At 63.8% G+C, this 26,791-nt stretch carries 21 protein-coding genes; 14 read left to right on the forward strand and 7 right to left on the reverse strand.

All coding sequences use genetic code 11. The features are described 5' to 3' along the window. Positions 1-64: 64 nt before the first annotated feature. Complete coding sequence (locus tag ABIA90_RS02710) at positions 65-2,968, reverse strand: ATP-binding protein (RefSeq protein WP_354117187.1); 2,904 nt, start codon at positions 2,966-2,968, stop codon at positions 65-67. 230 nt (positions 2,969-3,198) lie between these two features. After that, positions 3,199-4,092 (reverse strand): SDR family NAD(P)-dependent oxidoreductase, encoded by an 894-nt coding sequence (locus tag ABIA90_RS02715; RefSeq protein ID WP_354117188.1) that lies wholly within the window; start codon positions 4,090-4,092, stop codon positions 3,199-3,201. A 359-nt stretch (positions 4,093-4,451) separates the two neighbouring features. Between ABIA90_RS02715 and ABIA90_RS02720 the strand changes: the two genes are divergently transcribed. From ABIA90_RS02720 to cydB, 13 genes are all read left to right on the forward strand, one after another. After that, complete coding sequence (locus ABIA90_RS02720) at positions 4,452-5,504, forward strand: catalase family peroxidase (RefSeq protein ID WP_354117189.1); 1,053 nt, start codon at positions 4,452-4,454, stop codon at positions 5,502-5,504. Continuing rightward, positions 5,501-6,064 carry a cytochrome b gene (locus ABIA90_RS02725; protein ID WP_354117190.1) on the forward strand — a complete coding sequence of 188 codons (564 nt, stop codon included), beginning with the start codon at positions 5,501-5,503 and terminating at the stop codon, positions 6,062-6,064. The genes ABIA90_RS02720 and ABIA90_RS02725 overlap by 4 nt, the downstream gene beginning before the upstream one ends. A 125-nt stretch (positions 6,065-6,189) precedes the next feature. Further along, complete coding sequence (locus ABIA90_RS02730) at positions 6,190-6,690, forward strand: Dps family protein (protein ID WP_063986515.1); 501 nt, start codon at positions 6,190-6,192, stop codon at positions 6,688-6,690. 38 nt (positions 6,691-6,728) lie between these two features. After that, positions 6,729-7,352: a histidine kinase dimerization/phosphoacceptor domain -containing protein gene (locus tag ABIA90_RS02735; protein WP_354117191.1), complete on the forward strand. Its 624-nt coding sequence runs from the start codon at positions 6,729-6,731 to the stop codon at positions 7,350-7,352. 137 nt (positions 7,353-7,489) lie between these two features. Beyond that, positions 7,490-8,089, forward strand: a complete 600-nt coding sequence (locus ABIA90_RS02740; RefSeq protein ID WP_063984294.1) for an HdeD family acid-resistance protein — start codon at positions 7,490-7,492, stop codon at positions 8,087-8,089. 3 nt (positions 8,090-8,092) lie between these two features. After that, on the forward strand, positions 8,093-8,929 hold the full coding sequence (gene fdhD / locus ABIA90_RS02745; protein ID WP_247308970.1) for a formate dehydrogenase accessory sulfurtransferase FdhD: 837 nt from the start codon (positions 8,093-8,095) through the stop codon (positions 8,927-8,929). An 18-nt stretch (positions 8,930-8,947) separates the two neighbouring features. Continuing rightward, entirely contained in the window at positions 8,948-9,613 is a 666-nt protein-coding gene (locus ABIA90_RS02750; RefSeq protein WP_354117192.1) for a YoaK family protein, read from the forward strand. Between the two features lie 164 nt (positions 9,614-9,777). Next, positions 9,778-11,214 carry a class II fumarate hydratase gene (gene fumC, locus ABIA90_RS02755; protein WP_354117193.1) on the forward strand — a complete coding sequence of 479 codons (1,437 nt, stop codon included), beginning with the start codon at positions 9,778-9,780 and terminating at the stop codon, positions 11,212-11,214. Between the two features lie 13 nt (positions 11,215-11,227). Beyond that, positions 11,228-11,653: a cupin domain-containing protein gene (locus ABIA90_RS02760; protein WP_354117194.1), complete on the forward strand. Its 426-nt coding sequence runs from the start codon at positions 11,228-11,230 to the stop codon at positions 11,651-11,653. Beyond that, positions 11,650-12,054: a cupin domain-containing protein gene (locus ABIA90_RS02765; RefSeq protein WP_166351885.1), complete on the forward strand. Its 405-nt coding sequence runs from the start codon at positions 11,650-11,652 to the stop codon at positions 12,052-12,054. The genes ABIA90_RS02760 and ABIA90_RS02765 overlap by 4 nt, the downstream gene beginning before the upstream one ends. Before the next feature lie 42 nt (positions 12,055-12,096). Then, complete coding sequence (gene mqo / locus ABIA90_RS02770) at positions 12,097-13,635, forward strand: malate dehydrogenase (quinone) (RefSeq protein ID WP_354117195.1); 1,539 nt, start codon at positions 12,097-12,099, stop codon at positions 13,633-13,635. Positions 13,636-13,653: 18 nt separating this feature from the next. Further along, entirely contained in the window at positions 13,654-15,063 is a 1,410-nt protein-coding gene (locus ABIA90_RS02775) for a cytochrome ubiquinol oxidase subunit I (RefSeq protein WP_354117196.1), read from the forward strand. A 2-nt stretch (positions 15,064-15,065) separates the two neighbouring features. Beyond that, positions 15,066-16,052: a cytochrome d ubiquinol oxidase subunit II gene (gene cydB, locus ABIA90_RS02780; protein ID WP_354117197.1), complete on the forward strand. Its 987-nt coding sequence runs from the start codon at positions 15,066-15,068 to the stop codon at positions 16,050-16,052. A 94-nt stretch (positions 16,053-16,146) separates the two neighbouring features. On the opposite strand, the gene ABIA90_RS02785 is transcribed toward cydB, so the two are convergent. Then, on the reverse strand, positions 16,147-17,394 hold the full coding sequence (locus tag ABIA90_RS02785; RefSeq protein WP_063984285.1) for an oxalate decarboxylase family bicupin: 1,248 nt from the start codon (positions 17,392-17,394) through the stop codon (positions 16,147-16,149). Between the two features lie 240 nt (positions 17,395-17,634). Here ABIA90_RS02785 and ABIA90_RS02790 point away from each other — a divergent pair, with 240 nt between their 5' ends. After that, positions 17,635-19,926, forward strand: coding sequence for an FdhF/YdeP family oxidoreductase (locus ABIA90_RS02790; protein WP_354117198.1), 2,292 nt, complete (start codon positions 17,635-17,637; stop codon positions 19,924-19,926). 11 nt (positions 19,927-19,937) lie between these two features. On the opposite strand, the gene ABIA90_RS02795 is transcribed toward ABIA90_RS02790, so the two are convergent. From ABIA90_RS02795 to ABIA90_RS02810, 4 genes are all read right to left on the reverse strand, one after another. Then, positions 19,938-21,902 (reverse strand): PAS domain-containing sensor histidine kinase, encoded by a 1,965-nt coding sequence (locus tag ABIA90_RS02795; RefSeq protein WP_354117199.1) that lies wholly within the window; start codon positions 21,900-21,902, stop codon positions 19,938-19,940. Positions 21,903-22,070: 168 nt separating this feature from the next. Further along, a complete protein-coding gene (locus ABIA90_RS02800; RefSeq protein WP_354117200.1) occupies positions 22,071-22,487 on the reverse strand; it encodes a thioesterase family protein in 417 nt (138 codons plus the stop codon). Beyond that, entirely contained in the window at positions 22,474-25,617 is a 3,144-nt protein-coding gene (locus tag ABIA90_RS02805; protein ID WP_354117201.1) for an efflux RND transporter permease subunit, read from the reverse strand. Before ABIA90_RS02805 ends, ABIA90_RS02800 begins: the two co-directional genes overlap by 14 nt. Further along, the gene (locus ABIA90_RS02810) at positions 25,614-26,786 is read right to left on the reverse strand and encodes an efflux RND transporter periplasmic adaptor subunit (protein ID WP_354117202.1); all 1,173 of its coding nucleotides are present in this window, start codon (positions 26,784-26,786) and stop codon (positions 25,614-25,616) included. Before ABIA90_RS02810 ends, ABIA90_RS02805 begins: the two co-directional genes overlap by 4 nt. Between the last annotated feature and the right edge of the window lie 5 nt (positions 26,787-26,791).

Here is a 26,791-nt window from a genome sequence, read left to right on the forward strand (position 1 = left end):
GCCGCCAGCCGCACGACCTGGGCCACTGCGGGTTCGCGCCCCCCACGCGAGTGTGTCAGGGCTATCAACTCGCGGCGAGCGAGCCCGAAGGCGGAGACGCCAATTCGGCCAGCAATTCGCTGGCCGCTTTCAGGACGGACGTATTGAACCCCTCGGTGAATCGTCCATAGATGGGCGCAAGCACGTCTTGCGCTTCACTGCGGCGGCCCCGCCGCTGTAATAGCCCTGCAAGACCGATTGCCGTGCGCAACTCAAAACCGAGCGCCCCCTGATGTCGGGCAAGGTCAAGTGATTGCGCCAGGCTCCGCTCCGCCTCCAGGAAGTCGGGATTGTCCTTGCGGATCAGCACTTCTGCCCTTGCCCGCAACATGTCCGGCATCTCCACCATGAAGTTGCGACGCCGGCCCCGGGCAATCGCCTGATCGAGGATGTCGAGTGCTTCATCTCCACGACCTGTCGCCGCCAGAGCTTCCGCGAGCGGCACGCAAAGTCCGGCCGCCGCGCCGTAGCGCTGGCTCTGCAGCTTCTTGACGGAGGCGTTCAGCATGGCCAGCCCGATATCACTCTCGCCGCGCGCCAACAGCGCAATCCCTTTCATGGCGTCGCCGACCGTCTGGAGGGTGGCGAGATTATGCTTGCGGGTCTCCACGAGGAGCCTGTCAATGTGCTCTTCGCACACGCCCACATCCCCGTTCCAAAGGAAAACACCGAATGCCCAGGGCAGCGCTATGCACAATATGGTCGGATGGTTGATGGCGATCACATCGGAGATGGCTTGGCGCGCCGTCGCCGTGGCCTGATCGGGATGTCCCTCGAGCCATAAGATGCGGGCGAGGGTGATTTGAGGACGCCTCGGGTAATCGGACGTCAGGCCGCCACGGGAGTCGCCTTCCAGGCCCGGATGGGACAGCGCCGCTTCGACGTACGAGCGAGACGCGGCAACCTCGCCCAGATAGTGGCACGACGTTCCGAGCAACATGCGCATGCGCGCCACTCCGACGGAATCGTTGCTGGCGAGGGCAATCGCTTCGCCGCGCTTAGCGGTGGCCAGCGCATCGTCAAAATTGCCGACCAGCAATTGGAGCAGATGCAGTCGGCCAATCAGACGGATTTGTCCGGCGACATCGCCAATTGTCTCGGCCAACCCGACCGCTCTGTCGAGATAGCCGACGCCCAATTCGTCGATTTGTCCCGTCAGCATCCGGGCCGACGCCAACGCCGCATGAAGTGCGAGGTCGTGCCTGACACTTCCGCCCATCTCATGAAGCGCTTCGATTGCGCGCGTGACCCAGAACTGGCATTCGGTGAAGAGCGACAGCTTGAAGAACAGGGGGATCGCTGCCGCAGCGAGGCCGACGCCGGTTCTGCGGTCGCCTCGATCCGAGAAGCACCACGCCAGCGCGCTGCGTATGTCGCCGAATTGATCGGCCATCGACGACAGGCCTTCATTCGGCTCGTCGGCCGTCTTTTCAAGCAAATCCCGAAAGTAGGAGGCGTGGCGTAGCGGCACGATCTCGGCGTCGGGGCTGGCGGCGAGCTTCTCCTGCGCGTAGGCCCGCGTCGCGTCCGCGAGCCTGTAGCGCATCGATTGCGAGCCCTGGTTCAGGGCAAGCATCGACTTGGCCACGAGGTTGTCGAGCGCAGCCATGGTCGTGTCGTCGCTAGTGGGATCGCTGCCGGCGATCGCTCGGGCGGCTTCGGCGGTGAAGCTGCCGACGAACACGGATAGCTGGCTGAGAACCACCCGTTCGGGCTCGGATAGAAGATCGTAGCTCCACTCGATGGTTGCGCGAAGCGTCCGGTGCCGGGGCAGCGCCGTGCGTCGTCCTTCCCACAGCAGATTGAAGTGCTTGTCGAGGAGTTGGACCATGGCCTTGACTCCGTATGCGGTCACATGGCCGGCGGTGAGCTCGATCGCGAGCGGGATGCCATTGAGCCGACAGCAGAGGTTGCCGACGTCCGACGCGTTCGCATCCGTCAATCCGAACTCACCTCCAGCTGCGGCCGCGCGCTCCACGAAGAGCTTTACGGAGGGGTAGGCAACCGCGCTCTCGGCCGTCAGAACGGCATTTTCCGGCGGGCTTGTCAGAGGCGAGAGCCGATATGTGTGCTCGCCTTCGACCCGCAGCAGCTCCCGGCTCGTGGCCATGATGTGCAACTGCGGTGCCTCCTGGTAGAGCCGTTCGGCCAGCGCGGCTGCGGCGTCGACGACATGCTCGCAGCAATCCAGAATGAGCAGCATCCGCCGGTCGCGCAGGAATGCCACAAGGTTGTTTGAGGGATCGTCCGATCGCGCCCGCAGCCCGAGCGAAGATGCTGCAATGGCCGGTACCAGAGCGGCATCGCGGGTCTCACCGAGACTGACGAAGTGAACCTGGCCGGCGAATTCCGCGAGAAGGGCGTGGCCCGCGGAAACAGCGACCGTCGTCTTGCCGATGCCGCCCGGGCCGACGACCGTGATGAAACGCTGGGCTTTGAGCCTTTCCGATATATCCTGGATGGTTTGCTCGCGGCCCACCATCTGCCAGGGATGTGCCGGCAGGTTGTGCGCGCGAACAGGCTTGGTCGGTGCAGGTTGATTCTGCTCCGGGCTCGCGGCCGAACCGACGAAACAGTAACCCTGTCCCGAGACCGTGCTCAGATATTTGGCGCCCGCATTGCCGTCCCCGAGCGCCTTGCGGAGTGCTGCGATATGGACGCGCAGGCTGTTGTCATCGACGCTGGAGCCTGGCCATGTCCTGGCTATCAGATCGCTCTTGCTGACGACGTCGCCCGCATGCCGGATCAGTGTCAGCAGCAGGTCAAATGCGCGAGCCGACAGTTGGACCGGATTGCCACCTTTCTCGATCCGTCTCTGCGAGGCGTCCAGACGAAACGGCCCAAAGACGAAAATCTCTTGAGCGGAGCTCTCCTGGGGAGAGGGTCCGGTCGTGGCTGTTGTGGCGTTGCTCTGCCAGCGGTGGACCATTTGGAAATATCAAATCCGACGACCGACTCGTCGTACTCTATGACTTGAACTCGGGCCGAAACGTGTGACCGCGGTGGCAACTTCAAACGTAACATCCGGCCGTATCGCGGTAAAGGATCACCGATGGATGTCGCCGATCACTTTCGTCCGGAGGGCAGGGAACTCCGGGGAGAGTCCTGATTTTTTGGGAAACGACCGTCGATTGGGGAAATCTCCGCCGATGGGTGATCTCATCGGATCAACACGGGCTTGAGAAGATCCTCCAGGCCGATCCGGCGGAACAGTTCCGTGCGAGCGCGGTCGGCGACGGCGTCGACAGCTGCCGCCCCATCGTCATCCGGGCCGAAATGAACTTTCAGCGGACGTTGTCCGAACGGCATGTTCACGACATTCGCAACTGTGCTTGCGACATCTTGTGGAGCCGTATCCTTCGGCGAAAGCTGCGCGAGTCCCGCAAGCGCGATTTCACTCACGTCGGCGGTCGGACCATCCGCGTATTCTTCCGCCCGAACAGTATCCTGCGGCCGGCCGGATCGGACATAGTGGCCGGGTCCGAGAGCGCTGGGAACGATGATGGTCGTCTCGACGCCCCAACGCGCGAGTTCGCCGGCGTAACTGAGTGCCAGCGAATCCAAGGCGGCTTCCGTTGAAGCACAGGCGCCGAGGAACGGAACCGAGCTGCCCCGCGCGCTGCTTGACGTGATCCATATCAGCAAGCCCTGACCCTGCTTGCGCAATTGTGGCAACGCCGCGCGATTGAGGCGCTGTGCGATCAGGACGTTGGTATCGTAGAGCTCGGCAAGCTGCTCCGGCGTGAAGGCTTCTGCGGGTCCGTAAACGACTTGCCGGGCATTGTGCACGACCACGTCGAGGCGGCCGTTTTCGGCGATGATGGTCTCAACGGCCGAGGTCACTGAGGATTCCGAAGAGACGTCGAACTCGATCGTGCGGAGATCGGCGCCGGGCTGGCCGGGATTTGATCCAGCCTCCTCGATCCCTTGCGCAATAGGGCCACTCATTTCCTGGCTTGAAACGTAGACCGTGTGGCCTGCCTGCATCAGTTGCCGGCAGGTGGTTCGTCCGATGCTGTTTGCAGCACCCGTGACGATGATCACTTTGCTCATCCGATTCCCAATCGCATTCCAGCCTCTGCGGCGCTGGCGGCCCCGTCGCGACACGGTCCATCGTTCGGGAGTCGACCGCCGCCATCGTGCGAAGCGCATCTGGAATAGGGCGGGGCGCAGGGTGGGTCTTTTCGGGCATCACGATCGATTGTCAAATTGCACGAAAAATTTCGAGAATGCCCGAAGCCGGCTCCCGGGTCCGGCGAACGCCGAAGGCAGCTCAGGCGTGCCTTCGCGAAATTGGCGGTGGGTTCGAAAAGATCGGGCCTTGGCCGCCGGCTACAAGGAAGCTGCGTCGCTCGAAAGAGCGTCGCGCGCACCCGATCGCCAGGCGGTCTGCGCATCGCAAAGGAGACCGGATGAATCAAGGCAAGCTACCACGTTCGGGGCTTGGGTCCCTCGTCCTGATTGCGGCCGTGGTCGGCGGCGGCGCGGCTGCCTTCGCATACACTGCGGGATGGCTCTCGCCGGGGCGTCTGACGCCGGAACGGATGATCGCGGCGCTGACGCCTCCGAGCGGCCCGCCGCTCGGGCACCGGCGAAATCATGCCAAGGGAATCTGCTTCACCGGGACATTCGAGGCGAATGGAAACGGCGCGGAACTCTCCCGGGCCAAGGTCTTCGCGCAGGGGCACTATCCGGCCCTGGGCCGTTTCAATCTCGGCACAGCCGATCCGAACGCGGTCGATGCGACCGTGCGCGTCCGCGGCCTGGGATTGATGATCACGACGGCAGACGGCGAAGAGTGGCGCATGGCGATGATCAACCCGCCGTTCTTTGCGGTTTCCACGCCGCAGGCATTTCACGACCTGCTGATCGCATCCGGCAAGAAGGATCCGGAGGCGATGAAGGCGTTCATTCAGGCCAACCCGGAATTCGGCCCCTTCGCGGCCTGGGCCAAGACGGCGCCCTGGACCGGCAGTTATGCGGAGGAGCCCTATAACGGCCTCAACAGCTTCGTTTTCACGGACGCCGGAGGCGGCGACCACACCGTGCGATGGTCGCTGTTGCCCTCGGCGCAACCCATTCCGATCTCGCAGGCCGACCTCGAAAAGCGCGGGCCGGATTATCTCGAGCAGGAGATCACCGAACGGGTCCGGACCGCCGGTCCACTGCGATGGACCATGGTCACGACCGTGGCCGATCCGGGTGACCCGACCGCGGATCCGAGCAAGGCCTGGCCCGAGAGCCGTCGCAAGGTGGCGGTCGGAACGCTGATCGTGCAGCGGATCGAGCCGGAGCGCGATGGACCATGCCGCGACATCAATTTCGATCCGGCGGTCCTGCCACAGGGAATGCGGGTGTCGGACGATCCGTTCCCGGCTGCACGCTCATCGGTCTACCGCAAATCCTACGATCTGCGTGCGGCCGAAGCCAGGGACTATCCGCGAACCGAGACCGCCAAGCCATGACCAGCGTTCCTCATCGTTTTGCCCTGATCCAGCGCGTTCTGCACTGGCTGATGGCGGTCTGCATCCTCGCCATGCTGTTCATTGGCGTCGGCATGGTCTCCACGGTCGCGCCGAAATATCTGCCGCTCATCCTGGTCCACAAGACGATCGGCGTCATCCTGCTGGTCCTCGTGCTGATCAGGCTGGCGTTGCGGCTGCATTACGGTGCGCCGCCATTGCCGGCCGATCTTTCGAGACCCATGAAGTTTGGAGCAAGATTGTCGCATCAGCTCCTGTATGGCCTCATGATCGTCATGCCGTTGCTCGGCCTCGGCATGCTCTGGGCTGCGGCCTATCCGGTCGTCCTGTATGGCGGGATCCGAATTCCCGCGCTGCTGCCGCAGAGCGACCTGATGCACACGCTGCTCTGGAATGCCCACGTCTATCTGGGTTTCGCGTTCTTTGCCCTCGTGCTGCTGCATCTGGCGGCGGGGCTATTCCACGCATTGATCCGTCGCGATGGCGTATTCGCATCGATGTCGCTTCTGCCGCTGCGGGACAGGGTGACACAAGTGAAATGAACCCGCGGCGCGCCAGCGGGCGCCCCTCGCAGGCGTGCGATCCCAAAAGGATCTTTCACGCTGGAAAGATTCCTCGCGCACCGCGCGGTTAGATGTTTCCAACCTCCAACACAAGGATGCCGACCATGACCAAAGCAGACCTCCAAAGCCCGACGGATCTCGGAGCGAATGCGAACCGGGACGTTCCAGCCGCGCTGAGAGCGCTGCTCGCCGACGTTTTCGCTCTCTACCTGAAGACCAAGAACTTCCACTGGCACGTGTCGGGCAGCCACTTTCGCGACTACCACCTTATGCTCGACGAGCAGGCCGACCAAATCTTCGCCATGACTGACGACATCGCCGAACGCGCACGCAAGATCGGCGGCACGACGCTGCGCTCGATCGGCCACATCGCGCGCGAGCAGCGCATTCTCGACAACGATGCCGACTATGTCGATCCGCAGGACATGCTCGCCGAGCTGCGCAGCGACAACCAGCAGCTAACGCGGGAAATGCGCCGGGTCCACGAGCTCTGCGACGAGTACGGCGATGTCGCCACCGCGAGCGTCCTGGAAAACTGGATCGACGAAACGGAACGGCGCATCTGGTTCCTCTACGAGACCGGCCGAAGCGGCCAGAACCCGTAAGTGCAAAGCACGCCGTTGGGCCGGGAGGCGCGTGAAGGATGAGCAGCCTCTCGGAACTCCCGCCGGATGGCGGCGTCAAGGCGGAGCGCCTGCTGCTGCGTGAGCTCGCGCACCGGATCGACGACGAGCTCGCCTCGGCGATTGATCTGGTGGCACAGGCGGCCGATCGTTGCGACGGCATCGAAGCGAGGGCGACCCTCGCTTCCGTGCAGGACCGGCTGGAAGGTCATGCACAACTTCACCACGCGCTGCAAATGCCGCAGTTCACCACCACCGTCGATCTGGCGGCCTATCTTCAGCAATTATGCCGGTCGATCAGCCGCTCGAGCCTCGAAGACAAGGGTATTGCGCTCTCGCTGCTGCTGCATCCGCTGCAGATGAGCTCCGAGCGCTGCTGGCTGCTGGGGATGATCGTCTTCGAACTGATCACCGGTGCGGTGCGCCACGTGTCCCACTGCGGGGCAGGCGCCATTCGTCTCGAAGTATGGCTCACGTCGACGTCGGTTGCGTGCAGCGTCATGGACAACGGCTCGTCCGACGAAAGTCGGTACCGGGAAGAGGACCGCTCCATCGTCGAGACGCTTGCGGCGCGTCTGCACGGGACCGTCGACGTCCGCGGCGGCCCCGACGGATTCAGGACCGTCGTGACCATCCCGCGCTAGTCGCGACTCTCGCGCAACGGTCCGTATCGTGCGGATCAAATAATATCGCTGCGACCTCGAAAGATGAGTTGGGACAGATCTCGATACGCTTGCCCTATTCATGATCTGCGGATCGTCGTGCGAACAAGGGTCAAGCCATGACGGACATGTCGAACTCGAAGGCCTCGCTCGGATGGGCCATCCACGCCATCACCGGAAAATGGGGCTGGTTCGTTGCGCTGGGTGTCGGCGAACTGATCCTCGGCGGTGTTGCATCTGCCAATCTGATGGCGGCGAACCTCGCGTCCGTACTGGTCATCGGCGCCACCATGGCGGTCGCCGGCATTTTCCAGATCGTGCAAGCGTTTTCAGTGCGCGGCTTGCGGGGATTCCTGCTTTGGCTACTGGCCGGGATCGTCTATGCGGCCGCCGGGGCCATCATACTCTACGATCCGATCCTGGCTTCATTCACGCTGTCTCTCGCAGTGTGTGCCTTCCTGGTCGTAGCCGGGGTGATAAGGATCTGGGCCGGGTTCCATATCCGGCCGGCCGCGGGCTGGCGTTGGATCGTGGCTGCGGGCGTCCTGACCTTCTGCGTCGGTGTCATGCTGGTGGCGGCTTGGCCCGCCATCGGTTTGTGGCTGCTTGGTGTGATGCTGGTCGTCGACCTGATCTTCCAGGGATGGGGATTCATCGCATTCGGGGTCGCGCTCAAGAGCCGCGCGTCCCGCCATTCGTCCCAGCCGGCGACGGTATGAGTCATGGCGAAAGGCTCGACATTCACGCGGCATTGGGAGATTGCCTGGCGCGGCGGTCAGACGAAGTCGACCTCGCGGCTGGTTGCCGAGGAGACCGCGATTGCGCTCACCTATAACGGCTCGACCCAGGCGGTGATGATGGGCACGCCGGGAGATCTGGAGGATTTCGGTATCGGCTTCAGCCTCACCGAGGCCATCGTCGAACGTGCGAGCGAGATCAGCAGCATCGAGCTGATCCCGAACGATCTCGGCGTCGAGGTTCGAATGTGGCTCGATGGTGACCGCGCGGCATCCCTGGCTGCACGGCGCCGAACCATCAGCGGCCCCGTTGGCTGCGGGCTATGCGGCATCGAGAGCCTCGAACAGGCTCGCCGCGCGCCGGCGCGGGTGAAGGGCCGGGGCATCGTTTTTCACGCGCGCGACTTGCTGGGCGCCATGCAGGCCCTTTCTCCGCACCAAATCCTGAATCAGCAAACGCGGGCCGTCCACGCGGCGGCCTTCTGGCATCCGCGGGCCGGCATCGGCCTGGTCAGAGAGGACGTCGGCCGGCACAATGCGCTCGACAAGCTGGCCGGCGCGATCGTACGCGAGGGGAGATCGGCGTGCGATGGCGCGGTACTGCTGACCAGCCGCGTTTCGGTCGAGATGGTGCAGAAAGCGGCGATGCTCGGCGCACCGGTCATCGTGGCCGTATCCGCACCCACCGCACTCGCGATCAAGACCGCGGATGAAGCGGGGATCACGCTGCTCGCGATCGCTCGCGATGACGGATACGGCGTATTCACGCACCCGCGTCGCGTTCTGCTGCCGGATGAGGCCGCAACGCACGCCGGCTGCTGACCTCGCGGGGCGGCGCACATGGCGATGCAAGCCGTATCTCCGGAACCGGTCGCCGAGACCGGAAGCGTCGTCCAAGCGCCGGAGCGATCGGTTCTCGTGGCGTCTCTTCTGAGCATGACGGGCGGTTTTCTCGACGCCTTTACATGGCTCTCGCTCGGCGGCGTGTTTGCAAGCTCGCAAACCGGCAATGTCGTCTTCCTCGGCATCGACGCCATGTCCGGGCAATGGCGGCAGGCAACCCATCATCTTCTTCCGCTTGCCGCCTTTCTGCTCGGGGCATCGCTGGCAATCCGCCTCAAGTCGCCGCTGCTCTGCCTCGCCGGAGAGATCGTCTGCCTGGTCGCGGTGATGCTGTTGTATCATCGGATTCCGGACATGATCACGATCCTCGGAATCTCCTTCGGCGCCGCACTGCAGTCGGCCAGCTTCAGGCAGGTCGAGCGCTGGAAATATCTCTCCGTCACCGTCACCGGCAACATGCTCCGTGCCCTCGATCAATCAGTTGCGTCCGATCGCGATGCGGCGCGCGGCACCGCAGTCATGCTTCTGGTCTGCCTGATGTTCCTGTCGGGGGCCGCCATCGGGGCCTGCGTGACGAAATGGCTGCACGCCTGGGGCCTTGTCCTGCCAATCGCATCGTCGGTGAGCGTTCTTTGGCTCTGCCGGCCACAGCTGCGAAGCTGAACCGTCGATCTACGTCCCATGATTTTGCTCGTTGACGGTGCGGAGCGCGCACCATGCCATTCGGCAAAAGGACGTTCATTCACGGAAGCATGCGCCTCATGCGGTGCATACACTTTCTAACAGCGCCGAGATGGCCTTTCGACGTCAACTGCCAAGAGGCACGGATGAACAACCTTCGCAAAGAGACGGACAGCCTGGGTGAAGTGGACGTTGCCGCGGATAAGCTCTGGGGGGCGCAGACGCAGCGTTCGCTCGAGCATTTCAGCATCGGCAAGGACCCGATGCCGCGCGAAATGATCCAGTCCTACGCGATCCTGAAGAAGGCGGCCGCGAACGCCAATTGCGCCGGCGGCCGTCTCGACGGCAAGATTCACAAGCTGATCGCGCATGTCTGCGACGAGATCCTCTCCGGCCAGCATCAGGACATGTTTCCGCTTCACGTCTGGATGACGGGCAGCGGAACGCAGTTCAACATGAACGTGAACGAGGTGATCTCGAACCGATGCTGCCAGCTTGCGGGCACGCCGCTCGGGAGCAAGCATCCGGTTCACCCGAACGATCACGTCAATATGTCGCAATCCTCGAACGACAGCTTTCCCTCGGCCATGTACATCGCAGCCGCGATGAACGTGACCGAGCGGCTCGTTCCGGCGGTCGAGGCGTTGCACGACGCAATCGCGGCAAAATCGAGCCAGTGGGACGACGTCGTCAAGATCGGCAGAACCCACATGCAGGACGCGACCCCCCTGACGCTCGGGCAGGAATGGTCCGGCTATGCCGGCATGCTCGCCGACAATCTGGCCCGCATCGACGACGCGCTCAAGGGCGTCTTCCGGCTCGCCCTGGGCGGCACGGCCGTCGGCACCGGCATCAATGCCGCGCCGGGCTTCGCCGAGGCCGTCGCCGCGGAAATCGCGCGGCTGACGGGGCTGCCCTTCGTAAGCGCACCGAACAAGTTTGCCGTCCAGGGTGCGCATGACGCGCTTGTGCAGCTATCCGGCACGCTCCGCACGCTCGCGGGATCGCTCTACAAGATCGCGAACGACATCCGTCTGATGTCCTGCGGCCCGCGCGCGGGCTTTGCCGAATTGCTGATCCCCGAGAACGAGCCGGGCTCGTCGATCATGCCGGGCAAGGTCAATCCGACGCAGGCCGAAGCGCTGACGATGATCGCCGTGCAGGTGATGGCGAACGACGTCGCCGTCGGGTTCGGCGGAGCCGGCGGCTATCTGGAAATGAACGTCTACAAGCCGCTGATCATCCACAACATCGCGCAGTCTGTCACCATCCTGACCGATGGTTGCACCAATTTCCGCACCTTCCTCGTCGAGGGCACCGAGCCGAACCACAGGAAGATCAAGGAGTATGTCGAGAGATCGCTGATGCTCGTGACTGCGCTGGCGCCCGTGATCGGCTACGACAAGGCGTCGCGGATCGCGCACTATGCGATGGACAACGACCTCACGCTGAAGTCGGCGGCGCTCAAGCTCGGTTTCGTGACCGAGCCGGAGTTCGACCGCATCGTGGATCCCGCCAAGATGGTCAAGCCCTATGTGGCCGAGATCAAGGTGCCGCTCGCAATTGGCGCGAAGGCCGGCTGAAGGGACGGCGGCAATGATCCGGTGCGTCAGACTCTGGACGGGTGCGGATGGCAAGTCGCACTTCGAGGATGGCGTCGTCGAGCTCGCGCGCGGGGCGAGGGGCGATGCGCTCAGCGCAAAGCTTCGGATCGATGCCGCTTCGTTTCACGAAACGGATGCAGACCCGAAACTCGGCTGGCATCCCGACGCAGCGCGCCAGCTCGTCATGTCCCTGAGCGGGACGTTACGGTTCGAGACGGCGGACGGAAGCTTCACGCTGCGCCCGGGCGATGTCCTGTTCACGGAAGATACCGGCGGGACGGGCCACAATTGGACCATGACGGACGAGGCGCCGTGGCGGCGGCTCTACACGGTTCTCGAGCCGGACGCCGAGGTGCCGTTCAGGTCCGAACGACGCCGCGCAAGCGGCGTAACCACAATGCAAGGAGAGACACGATGATCCGCTGTGTGCGCCTATGGACCGGAGAGGACAACAACTCGCATTTCGAGGAAGGCTTCCTCGAGCTGGAGCCGGGACAGCGCGGCGACTTCCTGACCGGAAAGATCGATGCCGCCAGCGTCTCCTTTCAGGAAACGGAATCGGGCGGAGCTTTCGCCTGGCACACCGCGCCGATCCGGCAGCTGGTGATCACGCTCAGCGGAACGCTCGATTTCCAGACGCGTGACGGCCACCACTTCCTGCTCCACCCCGGCAACATCCTGCTGGCGGAGGACACCGCCGGCTCGGGGCATAGCTGGAAATTGACCGACGATTCATCCTGGCGCCGTGCCTACGTGATCCTGCGCCCGGGAGCGGACGTGCCGTTCCGCGCCAAGGTGCGGCAATCGGTGCGGGCCTGATCGAGCCATCCAAAGCAGCAACACCCGACGAAGGAAATAGCCATGTCAGCAGCTTCCGACCGCGAAACTGATGTCGTCCTCATTGGCGCCGGCATCATGAGCGCGACCCTCGGCGTCTTTCTCAAGGAGCTCGAGCCCTCTCTGTCGATCCAGATGTGCGAGATTCTCGGGGATTGCGCGCAGGAAAGCTCCGACTCCTGGAACAATGCCGGGACCGGCCACGCGGCGAACTGCGAGATGAACTATACGCCGCAGCGGCCCGACGGCAGCATCGACATCTCCAAGGCGCTCCAGGTCAATGTCGAGTTCGATCTGTCCCGGCAGTTCTGGTCCTACCTGATCGGTCGCGGAGCGATCGCGGATCCGCAAGCGTTCATCCATCCGGTGCCGCATATGAGCTTCGTGCACGGCGCGGAGAACGTCGAATTTCTCCGGAAGCGGTTCAAGGCGATGTCGGCCCATCATTGCTATGAGGGGATGGAGCATACCGAGGATCCCAAGAAGATTGCCGAATGGGCGCCGCTGGTGATGGACGGACGGGGTGGCGACGAGCCGGTTGCCGCAACGCGGATCATCACCGGCACCGACGTCGACTACGGCTCGTTGACGCATCTGCTGGTCAAGCATCTGGTCAGCCAGCCGGGCTGCGCCGTCCACTACAACAGCTGTGTCACCGGTCTTGACCGGGAGCAGGGCGGCCGGTGGCGCGTCGAAGTGCGCGACACCGCGAGCGGCGAGACGCGATCGGTGCGCGCAAAGTTCGTCTTCATCGGTGCCGGCGGCGGTGCGCTGCCGTTGCTGGAGAAATCCGGCATCCCGGAGGGGCGCGGCTATGGCGGTTTCCCGGTCAGCGGGATCTGGCTGCGCTGCGATGATCCCGAGATCAACAAGCGTCACCATGCCAAGGTCTACGGCAAGGCCGCGGTCGGCTCTCCGCCGATGTCGGTGCCGCATCTCGATACACGGGTGATCGGCGGCCAGCATTCGTTGTTGTTCGGTCCCTATGCCGGCTTCTCGAGCAAATTCCTCAAGCACGGCTCGCTGCTGGATCTCTTCGAGTCCATTCGTCCCGCCAACGTCAAGCCGCTGCTTTCGGTGGCGCGCGACAATTTCGATCTCACCGAATACCTGGTCGGGCAGGTGCTGCAATCCGAGGGACACCGGCTCGCGGCGCTCGACGAATATTTCCCGAAGGCCGACCCGAAGGACTGGAGGTTGCAGGTCGCGGGCCAGCGCGTCCAGATCATCAAGCCCAATGTCAAGCGTGGCGGGTTGCTCGAGTTCGGGACCGAGCTCGTCGGCGCGGACGATCATTCGCTGGTGGCCCTGCTCGGTGCTTCACCGGGGGCTTCCACCGCCGCGTTCATCGCCATCAGCGTGCTGGAGAAGTGCTTCGCCGGCGAGCTGACGGCAAGCGCCTGGCTGCCCAAGCTGAAGCAGATCATCCCGTCCTATGGCGTGTCGCTGATCGACGATGCGGATTTCTGTCGCCAGATTCGTACAGCGACAGCCGCGGTCCTCAAGGTCGACAACATTCCGCAGCCGGCCGCACGCGCGCCGGCTGCCGCGAAGCGGGCGTGAACCAACGGAGAATGTTCGATGGACCCGACGGCGCTCCTTCTGTCGCGGCTGCAATTCGCCTTCACGATCTCGTTCCACATCATCTTCCCGGCGTTCACGATCGGGCTTGCCGCCTGGCTCACCGTGCTCGAAGCGATGCACCAGTACAGTGGCAAGCCCGTCTACCGGACCCTGTTCGCGTTCTGGCTGAAGATCTTCGGCGTGGCCTTCGGCATGGGCGTCGTATCGGGCGTGGTGATGGCGTTTCAGTTCGGAACGAACTGGAGCGTGCTCTCGAAGATGTCGGGCCCGATCCAGGGCCCGCTGCTCTCCTACGAGACCTTCACCGCCTTCATGCTGGAAGCGGCATTTTTCGGCATCCTCATCTTCGGTCGCCCCCGGGTGCCGCCGTGGTTCTACCTGTTCTCGACGGCGATGGTCGCGCTCGGGACGACGCTTTCGGCGTTCTGGATCATGGTCAACAACAGCTGGATGCAGGTGCCGACCGGCTACGTCCTGCAGAACGACCAGTTCGTGCCTGATGACTGGACGCAGATCATCTTCAATCGCGTGGTCTGGGTCCGGTTTCCGCATATGCTGCTCGCGTCCTACCTGACCGGCGCGTTCTGCGTGGCGGCAACCGGCGCGTGGTATCTGCTGCGGCGGACCTATCGCCCCGAGGCTCATGTCATGCTGCGGATGGGACTTGCGCTTGCGGCGGTGCTGCTGCCGGTCCAGCTCTTCATCGGGCATCTCGTCGGCGACTATGTCCACGATTACCAGCCGGCCAAGTTCGCCGCGATCGAGGCGCGCTGGCATGACGAGCAACCGGCCTCCGAGGTGCTGATCGCGATCCCGGATTCGAGCGCCGAATCGAACAAATACGCGATATCGATTCCCGTGCTCGGGAGCATCATCGGCAGCATGAGCCTGACGTCGAAAGAGGTCGGCCTCACCAGCTTCGCGCCGCAGGACCGGCCGCCGGTGCTGATCCCGTTCTTTGCCTTCCGCATCATGGTCGGCTGCGGCTTCGTGATGCTCGGGCTGGCCTGGCTCGGGACCTGGCTCGGCCTCAAGCATCGGCTCGATCGGAACCGCCTCTTGCTGTGGGGCATCTTCCTCAGCTTCCCGCTGCCGTGGGTCGCGATCCTCACCGGCTGGTACACCGCGGAAGTGGGGCGCCAGCCATGGACGGTCTATGGCGTGTTGCGGACTGCAGACGCCGTGACGCCGTTCCTGACAGCGTCGGCTGCGATGACTTCCTTGATCCTGTTCGTCGCGGTCTACGCCTTCATCTTCTCATTCGGGACGTATTACATCTATAAGCTGCTGCGTGCCGGCCCGGCGGGACTCGGTGGCAGGCCGCTCCACGTTCCCGTGCCCAATCGGCCGATGTCGCTCGCCGATCAGGTGCCCGCCGCACGCAGCTATCTCGGGGCGGGAGAATAGCCATGGTGATGTACTGGGTTGCCCTTCTTGCCATCAGTATTCTGATCTATCTCCTTCTCGACGGTTTCGATCTCGGCGTCGGCATGCTGTTCGGCGCGGCCGGGGGCGAGTCGCAACGGGATGCCATGCTGAGCACGGTCGCTCCGGTCTGGGACGGCAACGAAACCTGGCTGATCGTCACGGGCGTGATCATGTGGGGCTCGTTTCCCGTGGTCTACGCCATGGTGATGTCGGCCTTCTATATCCCTGTTCTCGTGATGCTGCTCGGATTGATCCTGCGCGGCGTGGCGTTCGAGTTTCGCGGCAAGGCGCTCAGTTCGCGCTGGGTCTGGGACGTCAGCTTCGTCGTGGGCTCGTTTGCCGCCAGCTTCATGCAGGGCGCGATGGTCGGCGCTCTCGTCGAAGGACTCCAGTTCTCCAACGGCGATTATACCGGCGGAACGCTCGGCTGGCTGACCGCCTTTTCCGCGCTGTGCGGGATCGGGCTCTGCTTCGGCTATTCGCTGCTCGGCGCCTGCTGGCTGGTGCGGAAGTGCGAAGGTCCCGTTCGGGATGCCGCACGGCGCCAGATCCCGCCGCTGGCGATCGGCGTCCTGGTCTTCCTGGTGGTCGTCTTTGCGTATGCGCTTGTCGAACATCTTCCGATTCTACAACGCTGGACCGACCGGCCCTATCTGTTCGTGTTTCCCGTGATCGGTGCCGGTGCGGCCGCGATGCTGGCCAAGAGCATCCTGCGCCATGACGACTATTGGCCGTTCCATATGGTCGCCCTGATCTTCGTCGCGGCCTTCGCCACGCTCGCCCTGTCGTTCTGGCCCTACATGATTCCGTTCGTCGTCACGATCGACGAGGCCGCGGCGCCTCATGCAAGTCTCGCATTCATGTTCTGGGGCGCCGGCCTGTTCGTATTCCCGCTGATGCTGCTCTATGTGGCGATCGGCTATCGGGTCTTCCGCGGCAAGTCGGCCCCTGCTGCCGATCACTACTGACGGCTGCACGCTCGAAGTTGCCGTGAGCTGTCACGGATAAAAGAAAGGCGCCGGTTTCGGCGCCTTTCTCGTTCAGAACTCCTGCGGACCTGGTTCAGGATTTGGGCATGACGCCGGGGCTGTTGTCCGGCCATTGGGCGATCAGCTTCTCGTCGATGTTGAAGTGCTGGGCGACCAGTTTGGGTGGCGTGTGCGTCAGCCAGTAGGAGAGCGACACCTCCTCGTAGCGAGGGGCCCGAAACACGCCGACGAACTGCAGCTCGGTGTCGCCGACGTTCTCGACATAGTGGCCGAGATTGCGCCGGACATAGCCGATGTCGCCGGCACCGAAGTCCGTCGTCAACGCATTGGGGCCGGTGTCGAACACCGTCATCCGCGCCTTGCCCTTGATATAGTACTGCCACTCGTCGGCATTCGGATGCCAGTGCATCTCCCTGACAGCCCCCGGCGGCATCGACACCAGCGCCGCAGCGACGGTGGTGGCAACCTTGAAGGTGGTGCTGTCGGCGACGCGGATGCTGCCGGCGGAGCTCTCCTTGACCGGGGCCGAGCCGCCGAGCGAGTGGACGAAGGGGTAGGGCGGCGCTTCGGCGTGCTTTGCAACGGCTGCGCGATCGGCGGCGAGATCGCCGGGCACGGTCCCCTGGAAAATCCAGCGGTTGTGCAGCGGGATCTTTGCGAACGCATCGGCCGGAACACCGAAGTTCTTCGCCAGCACCTCGGGCGGCGTGTGGGCGAACCAGTCGGTCACCAGGAGCGTGTTGAATTCATTGGCGTGGCCGTCGTCGAAACAGATCACGAACTCGCAACCATCGGGGCCCAAGCCCTGCAGCGAATGCGGCGCGCCCGGCGGAAAATACCAGAGGTCGCCGACTTTGAGGTCGCCGACATAGGGGCGCCCCTGCGTGTCGAGCACGGTGACGCGGCAGGAGCCGTAGGTCAGGATCGCCCATTCGGCAGCCTGGTGCCAATGCAGCTCGCGGATTCCGCCGGCAGCCAGCCGCATATTGACGCCGGAGATCTCCTTCGAGATGGCGAAATCCTCGACCGTGACCTGACGGGCCCAGCCGCCATTCTGGATGCGCCTCGGCGCATTGTTGAAGGAGGCCCAATCCATCGGCAGGCCGCCGACGTCCGTCGGGGGCGGGGTTTGGGCTGAGGGGAAGTGCTTGGCAAGGTCCGGATCTTGAGGACCGGGATCGGACAGGCTTCCCGGGCTCTTGGCGTTCACGGCGCCTTGCGGCGGCTCGTCCGGATTGCCGAAAGTTGCGGCCTGCGCGCTGGAGCCGACCATGGCGGCGCCTGCCGCGGACATGGCCAGCAAATCACGTCTTGAGAACATCTTGGGTCGCTCCTGAAAAATGTCGAAAGCCCTCCGTAGCGACGGGGCTCCAACTGACAAACCTAGTTTCCGGTCGCCGTTTCAGCTTCCGTGAACGCGCTCTTTTTGCCGGAATGCACTGGCTGCTGCGGCCGGCTCCGAACATGTGCAATTGCGAAATTCGGCTTCGTTTTGAAAAGACGGCTCTGCCCGCGCAATCCTTAACTGGCCCGGAGAATTGCCATATCGCGAGATATCGAGATGACCACGAAATCGGTTCGTCCCTACCGTGAACCCGCCGGCGGCTGGGGCGCGCTCAAGGCGCTCAGCGAGGCGCTTCTGGTGCAGCGGGCGCCGCTGAAGGGCGCAGCCACGCTCAGCAGGATGAATCAGCCGGAGGGCTTTGATTGCCCCGGCTGCGCCTGGCCCGATCCGAAGCACACCTCGTCATTCGAATTTTGCGAGAACGGCGGTAAGGCGATCGCCTGGGAGACGACATCGAAGCGCTGCACGCCCGAATTCTTTGCCGAGCACACCGTCACGGAGCTCGCGAGCTGGAACGATTACGATCTCGAAATGGTCGGTCGGCTCGCCCATCCGATGGCCTATGACGCCGCATCCGACCGCTATCTCCCGGTGCAATGGAGCGATGCATTCGCCATGATCGGCCGCGAGCTCAATGCGCTGCCGGATCCGAACATGGCGGAGTTCTATACGTCCGGGCGAACCTCGAACGAAGCCGCCTTCCTCTATCAGCTGTTCGTGCGCGAGTACGGCACCAACAACTTTCCCGACTGCTCGAACATGTGCCACGAGGCGACCAGCGTCGGCCTGCCGGAATCGCTCGGCGTCGGCAAGGGCACCGTGCTGCTGGAGGATTTCGACAAGGCCGATTGCATCTTCATCTTCGGCCAGAATCCGGGCACCAACAGCCCGCGCATGATGACCAGCCTGCGCAACGCGGCCCGCCGAGGGGCCTCGATCATCTCGTTCAATCCGTTCCGCGAGCGCGCGCTGGAGCGCTTCCAGGCGCCGCAGAGCCCGGTTGAGATGATCACGCTGTCGTCGACGACGATCAGCTCGAAGCTTTTCCAGGTGCGTGTCGGTGGCGACGTCGCCGTCCTCAAGGGGATCATGAAGATCCTCGTCGAAACGGACGAGGCCGCCCGTGCGGCCGAGCAGCCGGAGATCCTGGACTGGGATTTCATTCGCGGGCACACCGCCGGCATCGACGCGCTGATCGACGACCTCAAGCGAACGCAATGGCCCGACATCGAGCGCCAGTCCGGCCTGACGCGCGAGGACCTGGAATATGCCGCCGCCGCCTATATGAAGGCGGAGCGCGCCATCCTTGTCTACGGCATGGGCATTACCCAGCACCAGCGTGGCGCGCACAACGTGCAACAGATCGCCAATCTTGCGCTCTTGCGCGGCAATGTAGGACGCGACGGCGCCGGCGTTTGTCCGGTTCGCGGTCATTCCAACGTGCAGGGCGACCGAACCGTGGGGATCACGGAGATCCCCAAGGCGGATTTCCTCGAGCGCCTCGAGCACCGCTTCGGCTTCAAGCCGCCGAGCGCGCCGGGACACAACGTCGTGACGGCATTGGAGGCAATGATCCGCGGCGAAGTGAAGGTCTTTTTCGCGATGGGTGGCAACTTTGCCGCGGCCATACCCGACTGGCAGGCGACGCAGGCCGCGCTGCGCAAGCTCGATCTGACCGTCCACGTCTCCACGAAGCTCAACCGCAGCCATCTGATCCATGGCCGCGCCGCCCTGATCCTGCCGTGCCTCGGGCGAACCGAGATCGACATTCAGGAATCGGGGCCGCAGTCGATCACGGTCGAGGATTCGATGTCGATGGTCCACGCCTCGGGCGGTCGCAACAAGCCGGCATCCGAGCATCTTCTCAGCGAGGTCGCGATCATCGCAGGCCTCGCCAAGGCGACGCTCGGCGAGCGCACGGTGGTCGATTGGGACGGCTTTGTAGGCGACTACGATCGCATCCGGGATGCGATCGAGGCCGTCTTCCCTATCTTCGAGAGCTACAATGCCCGGATCCGCATTCCCGGCGGCTTCCATCTGACCTCGACCGCGCGGGAGCGCATCTGGGCAACGCCGTCCGGCAAGGCCAATTTCCTGGTGTTTGAGGGCTGCGGCGAGGACCCGCCGCAGGCCGATCCGGATTTCCTGTGGCTCAGCACGATACGCAGCCACGACCAGTACAACACGACGCTCTACTCGCTGTCGGACCGCTATCGCGGCGTCTTCGGCCAGCGCGACGTGGTCTTCCTCAACGAATATGAACTGAAGAAGCGCGGGCTCGCGGACGGCGATCGCGTCGACCTGATCACGGAGTCGACCGATGGCGCCGAGCGGATCGTGCGCAACTTCCGCGTGGTTGCGTATTCGTTTCCGACCGGCTGCTGTGCCGCGTACTATCCGGAGACCAATCCGCTGGTGCCGCTCTATGCCCGTGACCCCCTCAGCTTCACGCCGTCATTCAAGGGCATCCCGATCCGCCTGGTGCGTTCGACCGCCCCGGCGCAATAGAGCAGGCGGGGTCAGGCGTCGGCGTCCCGACCGGATGGCGGCGATGACGCCGGCGTCGCGATAGGCAGCGTAAACCAGAACCGGGCGCCGCGATCGGTGCCAAGGCCTTCGGCGCCAAGTCCTTCGGTGCTAAGTCCTTCGGCGTCGATGCGGCCGCCATGCGCTTCGACGATGGACCGGCAGATCGGCAGTCCCATGCCCATGCCGGACTCCTTGGTCGTGAAAAAGCTTTCGAACACCCGGCCGGCATGTTCGGCGGAGATGCCGGGACCGTTGTCCTCCACGGAGCAGCACAGGGTCGTCACGTCCTGCGCGGCGGTGGTGATGACGATCTTGCCATGGTCGCGTCCCGCCTGCGCCATCGCTTGCACGGCGTTGATGGCCAGATTGACGATCACCTGCTGGAGCTGGGTGCGGTCGCCGAGCACGAGTGCAGCTTCCGCGTCGGGCCGGTGCAGGATCGTTACGCCGCGGGATTCCATCTCGTGGCGCAGGAACAGAAGCGCCTCGCGAATGACATCGTCAAGCGACAGAACGGCACGCTCCGGCGCCTTGCTTGAAGCCATCCCGTGAACACGCGCCACGATGTCCGCGGCCCGCCTCGTATCCGTGGCCATATTTTCGATTGTACTGCGGACCTCGGCCATGTCGGGAATCGGCCTGTTCAGCCAGCGCAGCCCGGCAGCGGCGTTGGTCGCGATGGCGGCCAAAGGCTGGTTGACCTCATGCGCGATGGAGGCGGTGAGTTCGCCGAGCATCGAGACGCGCGCCGCGTGCGCGAACTCCGCCTGAACCTGCCGAAGCCTCTCCTGGGCGCGGACGCGTTGCGAGATGTCGATCGTGGCGACCAGGCTTATTTCGAGATCATTGATTGGGCCGACGCGGGCCGTTGTGAAGAGAACGTCGACGACGCGGCCGTCCCACGTCACCATCTTGGTTTCTTCCTCGAAGTTCGTTTCACCGCGAAAGCGGGACTCCATGGCCCGCCGAAACGTATCCGGGCGTGCCTTCCAGGTGTCGGACATGGAACGCCCGACATAGCCGTCGACGCCTCCTCCGAACATCTGGATGGCCCGTTCGTTGGCTTCCTGAAACGAGAGCGCGTCCATGCAGGTCCGGAGAAAGTCGGGATGGCTGTCGAAATAGCTGCCGAGGTCCTTGATGCCCTCGGCTCGCAGTTTTCGGAACAGCACCACCAGTCTGCTGGCATCGAGCTGACGGAGGGCGATCGGCATGCGGCCGAACAGGTGGCGGTAGCGCTGCTCGCTCCGCTCCAGCTCGGTGTGGTCCTTCTTCTGGGCGGTGATATCCATGACCGCGCCGATGAACCGAAATTGTCCGCGCTCTTCCGACGTTCCACGGGCGACCACGCGAATGTGCCTGATCGAGCCATCGCTCAGGATCAGCCGATGTTCCAGGGAAAAGTCGTTCCTGTCGTTCGTGGCGCGATCGAGCGCCTCGCGTACGGCATTGAGATCGTCGGGATGCGTACGCTTCAGGATAGTGTCGAGCGACGGCGGCAAGGTCGGCTCGAGATCGAAGATCCTGAACGTCTCTTCGGACCAGAACAGCTCGCCGCTGGCGACGTTCCAGCCAAAGCTGCCGGTGTGGCTGAGCTTCTGAGCCTCGGCGAGATAGGCAACCTGACGCCGCCGCAAGATGTCCTCTCGCTCGAGCCGGTGTTGCCGCCTGACCAAGCCGGCGATCGCAAGCAGCGACAACACGACAATGACGGCCAGCAGGGCGAGGGCGCTGGTGGTGAGGTCGATCCCGAGCAGGAAGCACGTGAATGACAACACGCCGAGCGCAACGCCTCCCAGGACCCAAAGGGCGGGATGGGCGTAGCGCGAATGGTCGGGCCACGATGCGCGACAGAGCGTCTCCGTGTGGCGGGCCGTCGCGGGTTCCTTGCCTTCGTGAGCGAGTCCGGGCTGGGCCAGCAGATTGAAGAGGTCCAAGAGATACTCGCCGGGCATGAGACCAATTCCCGAGCCCGGATGTCCGGACGCGGGATCCAAGCGATGTACCGCACCGTGAAAAACCGGTCTTTTGCTTTTTCGCGGACCCTTTGTCAAAACGCACGGCGTCACCAAGCGAGCCTGCGCGCAGATCCGGGATGTTGCCGCCGGAAGGATTCCGCGACCTTAGGCCAACGCCGCGGTGGGCCTCGTCACGCCGAATCGCTTCTCGAACTGGGCGACATCGACGACACCGCGCCGATGGGTCCCGTCGCCGATCTTGCGGCCGCCGTCCCAGGCCTCGACTTCGAACAGGACGCTCCTGGCTTCGACGGCGACGACCCGTGCGACCGCGCGCACGGTGCGGCCGACCGGCGTCGCCGCCAGATGACGGACGTCGACCATCATCCCGACGCTGACATAGCCGGTCGGCAGGGACGGCTGGATCGCCGATCCCGCCGCCATCTCCATGTGCAGGATCATCATCGGCGTGCCGTAGACTTCAGGCATTCCCGGGACCACGTGGCCGACCGTCATCTCCGCCGTGACGGTCACCAGCTTTTCCGCCGTCATGCCGACGCTCACCTGATCAAGCGGACTCATGGCCCAATCCGGCATCTGCTTCACTCGTGGAGGGGGCGGGTGTCTCGGCCGCATGTGGCTTGCGGTTGGTGAACCAATTGCCGAGCCGGTCGAGATAGAGATAGACCACGGGCGTGGTGTAGAGCGTCAGGATCTGCGAGAGCATCAAGCCGCCGACGATCGTGTAGCCGAGCGGCTGGCGCAGTTCGGCGCCGGTGCCGTTGCCGAGCATCAGAGGCACACCGCCGAGCAGCGCGGCCATGGTCGTCATCAGGATCGGACGGAAGCGGAGCGTGCAGGCCTGGTAGATCGCTTCCTCAGGGCTCAGCCCTTGATTGCGCTCCACCTCGAGGGCGAAGTCGACCAGCATGATGCCATTCTTCTTGACGATGCCGATCAGCAGGATGATGCCGATGATGGCAATGACGCTGAGATCCATGTGGACTGCCAGCAGTAGCAGCAGCGCGCCGATGCCGGCGGAAGGCAGCGTCGACAGGATCGTGATCGGATGGATCAGGCTCTCATAGAGGACGCCGAGGATGATGTAGATCACGATCAGCGCCGCCCCGATCAGCAGCGGCGTGCCGGACAGGGACGACTCGAAAGCTTGCGCGTTGCCCTGGAACGAGGTCGACAGCGAGGCGGGCTTGCCGGTGTCCTTCTCGATCTTCTGGATCGCCGTCACCGCATCGCCCAGCGCTACGCCGGGCCGCAGGTTGAACGAGATCGTCACTGAGGGAAACAGGCCCTGGTGATTGATCAGAATCGGCGCCGGCATGATCACGCTGTGGACCAGCGTGCTCAAGGGGACCTGTTGGCCGGTCGCCGAGTTGAGATAGATGTCCTTGAGCGCGTCGGGCCCATACTGGAAGGCTGGATCGACCTCCATGACCACGTGGTATTGGTTCAGCGAGGTGAACATGGTGGAGACGATGCGCTGACCGTACGCGTCGTCGAGGGTGTTGTCGATCGTCGTGGGCAGGATGCCGAAGCTCGAGGCGACTTCGCGATTGACGGTGACCTGCAGCCTCGGGCCGGCATTGGCCTGGTCGCTCGCGACGTCGGTGACGAGGTCGAGCGCGCGGATCTTCTCCAGGAAGATCGCCGACCAGTGGTTGAGTTCGTTGGAATCGGCGTCCGTCAGCGTGTACTGATACTGCGTCTTCGACAGGCGTGCGCCGATCGTGATGTCCTGGGCCGACTGCATGTAAAGCTTGATGCCCTGGATATGGGCGAGCCGGGGTTCCAGCCGCGCGATCACCTGGTCGGCGCTTGCCTTGCGTTCGGGCTTCGGCTTCAGGACGATGAAGATGCGCCCCTGGTTGAGGGTCGCGGTCGGGCCGCCCGGACCGATATAGCTCGCCACCGACTGGATCGCCGGATCCTTTGACAGGATGTCGACGACCGCCTGCTGGCGTTCGGACATGGCGGGGAAGGAGATGTCCTGGGCAGCCTCGGTGATGCCGACGATCTGTCCGGTATCCTGTTGCGGGAAGAAGCCTTTCGGGATGATCACATAGAGATAGCCGGTCAGCGCGATCGTCGAGAGCATCACGAGCAGCGTCACGAAACGATGGCGCAGCACGATTCGCAGGCCGCGCGCGTACAGCGCAAGCAGGCCATCGAAGCCGCGCTCGAACAGGAGATAGAGCCGGCCGTGCTTCCTGCGCGATTCGTCCTTCAGGAGGCGCGCGCACATCATCGGCGTCAAGGTGAGCGAGATGACCAGCGACAGCAGCAGCGAGGCGGTGATCGTGACGGCGAACTCCTGGAACAGCTTTCCGACGTAGCCGCCCATCAGGAACAGCGGGATGAACACCGCGATCAGCGACAGGGTGATGGAGACGATCGTGAAGCCGATTTCGCTGGAGCCTTTGAGCGCAGCCTCCATGGGCGTCATGCCCTGCTCGAGATGGCGCACGATGTTCTCGATGACCACCACGGCGTCGTCGACCACGAATCCCACCGCGATCGACAGCGCCATCAGCGAGAGGTTGTCGAGACTGTAGCCGAGTACGTAGAGGACCGCGAAGGTGCCGATCAGCGCCAGCGGAACCGTGATCGCCGGGATGATGGTGGCCCAGAAATTCCTCAGGAATAGGAATATGACCATCACCACCAAGGCAACGGTCAACAGCAGCGTGAATTGCACATCGGTAACCGCGGCGCGAATCGTGGCGGTGCGGTCGGCGGCGATCGTCACCTTGATCGCCGGCGGAACGGAGGCCTGCAGCTGCGGTAGCAGCTTCTTGATGCGATCGACGGTTTCGATGACGTTGGCGCCGGGGACGCGCTGGACGGCGAGGATGACGGCGGGGTCCTTGCCGTACCAGCCGGCCAGCAGGTCGTTTTCGGGCGCCTCGATCGCCGAGCCGATGTCGCGCAGCCGCACCGGCGAGCCGTTGCGATAGGCGATGATGAGGGCTTCATAGGCGGCGGGCTTCAGCAACTGGTCGTTGGTATTGAGCGTATAAGTGACGCGCGGGCTGTTGAGCGTGCCCTTGGGCAGGTCGACATTGGCGCCGGCGATCACGGTGCGGACGTCTTCGAGGCCGATGCCGCGGGCGGCCAGCGCCTGCGGATTGACGCGGATGCGGATCGCGGGCTTCTGCTGGCCGCCGATACCGACCAGGCCCACGCCAGGCACTTGGGAAATCTTGGGCAGCAGGATGTTTTCCGCGTAGGCATCCACCGTGGTCATCGGCAGCGAGTCCGACGTCAGCGCGATCAGCATGATCGGCGTTTCCGCCGGATTCACCTTCCTGATCGTCGGCGGGTAGGGGATGTTCTGCGGCAGGTACGGGCTCGCAGCATTGATCGCGGAGAGCACGTCGACCGCCGCGCTGTCCACCGTGCGCGACAGCTCGAACTGCACCGTGAGCTGGGCGACGCCGAGTGCGCTGGACGAGGTGAGCTGCGTGACGCCGGGGATCTGGCTGAGCTGCTGTTCGAGTGGCGTCGCGACCGACGAGGCGATGGTTCCGGGGTCGGCGCCGGGCAGTTGCGCTGAGATCTGGATCGTCGGGTAGTTGACGTTCGGCAGCGCGCCGACCGGCAACAGGGGGTAGGCCGCGAGGCCGCACAGCAGCAGGCCCGCCATCAGCAGAGCGGTTGCAATCGGCCGCAGGATGAAGGGCGCGGACAAGTTCATGGGAGCGCGTCCTGCACGGAACTTTGCAGGTCGGCTTCGCGCGCGGCCTTGCCGTGCAGTTCCCGAACCTGGCTTCCTTCCGTCAGCCGATACTGACCGTCGACGACGACGGTATCGCCTGATTTCAGTCCCTGGTCGATCAGGGCCTGCCCCTCGCTGATCTGCGCGACGTGAACAGGACGCAAGGAAGCGGTCTGGTTGGGAGCGACGACATAGACATAGCTGCCGTTCGGGCCCTGCTGGACTGCGGAGCCGGCGACCGTCAGCGCATCCTTCTGAATCTTCAGCAGCAGCCGGGCATTCACCAGCTGTCCCGGCCACAGCCGGTGCTCGTGATTGGCGAATGTGGCCTTGAGCTGGACGGTGCCGGTCGTCCCTGCGATCTCGTTGTTGACGAGCAGCAGCGTGCCTTCGCCGAGCTTAATCTTGTTGTCCTGGCTGTAGGCGATGACCTTCAACTGGCCTTTTGCTTCGTGTTCCTGGATCACGGGCAGATCCGTCTGCGGAAGGGTGAACAGCAGCGAAATCGGCTCGATCTGGGTGACGACGACGAGACCGTTCGGGTCGGTCGGATGAATCACGTTGCCGACATCGATCTGGCGGACGCCGGTGATGCCGGGAATGGCCGATGTCAGGCGCGTGTAGCTGAGCTGGACGTTGGCCTCGTCGATCTGCGCCTGGTCCGCTTTCACGGCGGCCTTGAGTTGGGCCACCTGCGCGGTCTGGGTCTCGATCAGCTGCGGGGTCGCATAACCCTTGTCACCGAGTTTACTGTAGCGGGAGAGATTGGCTTCGGCATTGGTGAGTTGGGCCTGATCTCGGTCGCGATTGGCCGTCAATTGCTCGATCTGGGCCTCGTAGGGACGCGGGTCGATCTGGGCGAGCAGATCTCCGGCCTTGACGGTCTGTCCCTCGGTGAAGGCGATCTTGACGATCTGTCCCTGAATCTGGCTGCGCACGACATCGGTGTTGTAGGCGATCACGGTGCCGATGCCGCGCAGATAGATCGGAACGTCCTTGCCGGTGACCGCGGCGGTGACCACCGGTACGGCCGCGGGCACTGGCGCGGCGGCGACGACCGGCTTCCGGTCCGCGGCGAAGAACCAGAGGCCGGCTCCGACGAGAATCGCGGCGAGAGCGACAAGCGCGATGGCGAGATTTCGTTTCATGAGAT

The sequence above is a fragment of the Bradyrhizobium sp. LA6.8 genome (assembly GCF_040547935.1).
Taxonomy (GTDB): domain Bacteria; phylum Pseudomonadota; class Alphaproteobacteria; order Rhizobiales; family Xanthobacteraceae; genus Bradyrhizobium; species Bradyrhizobium barranii.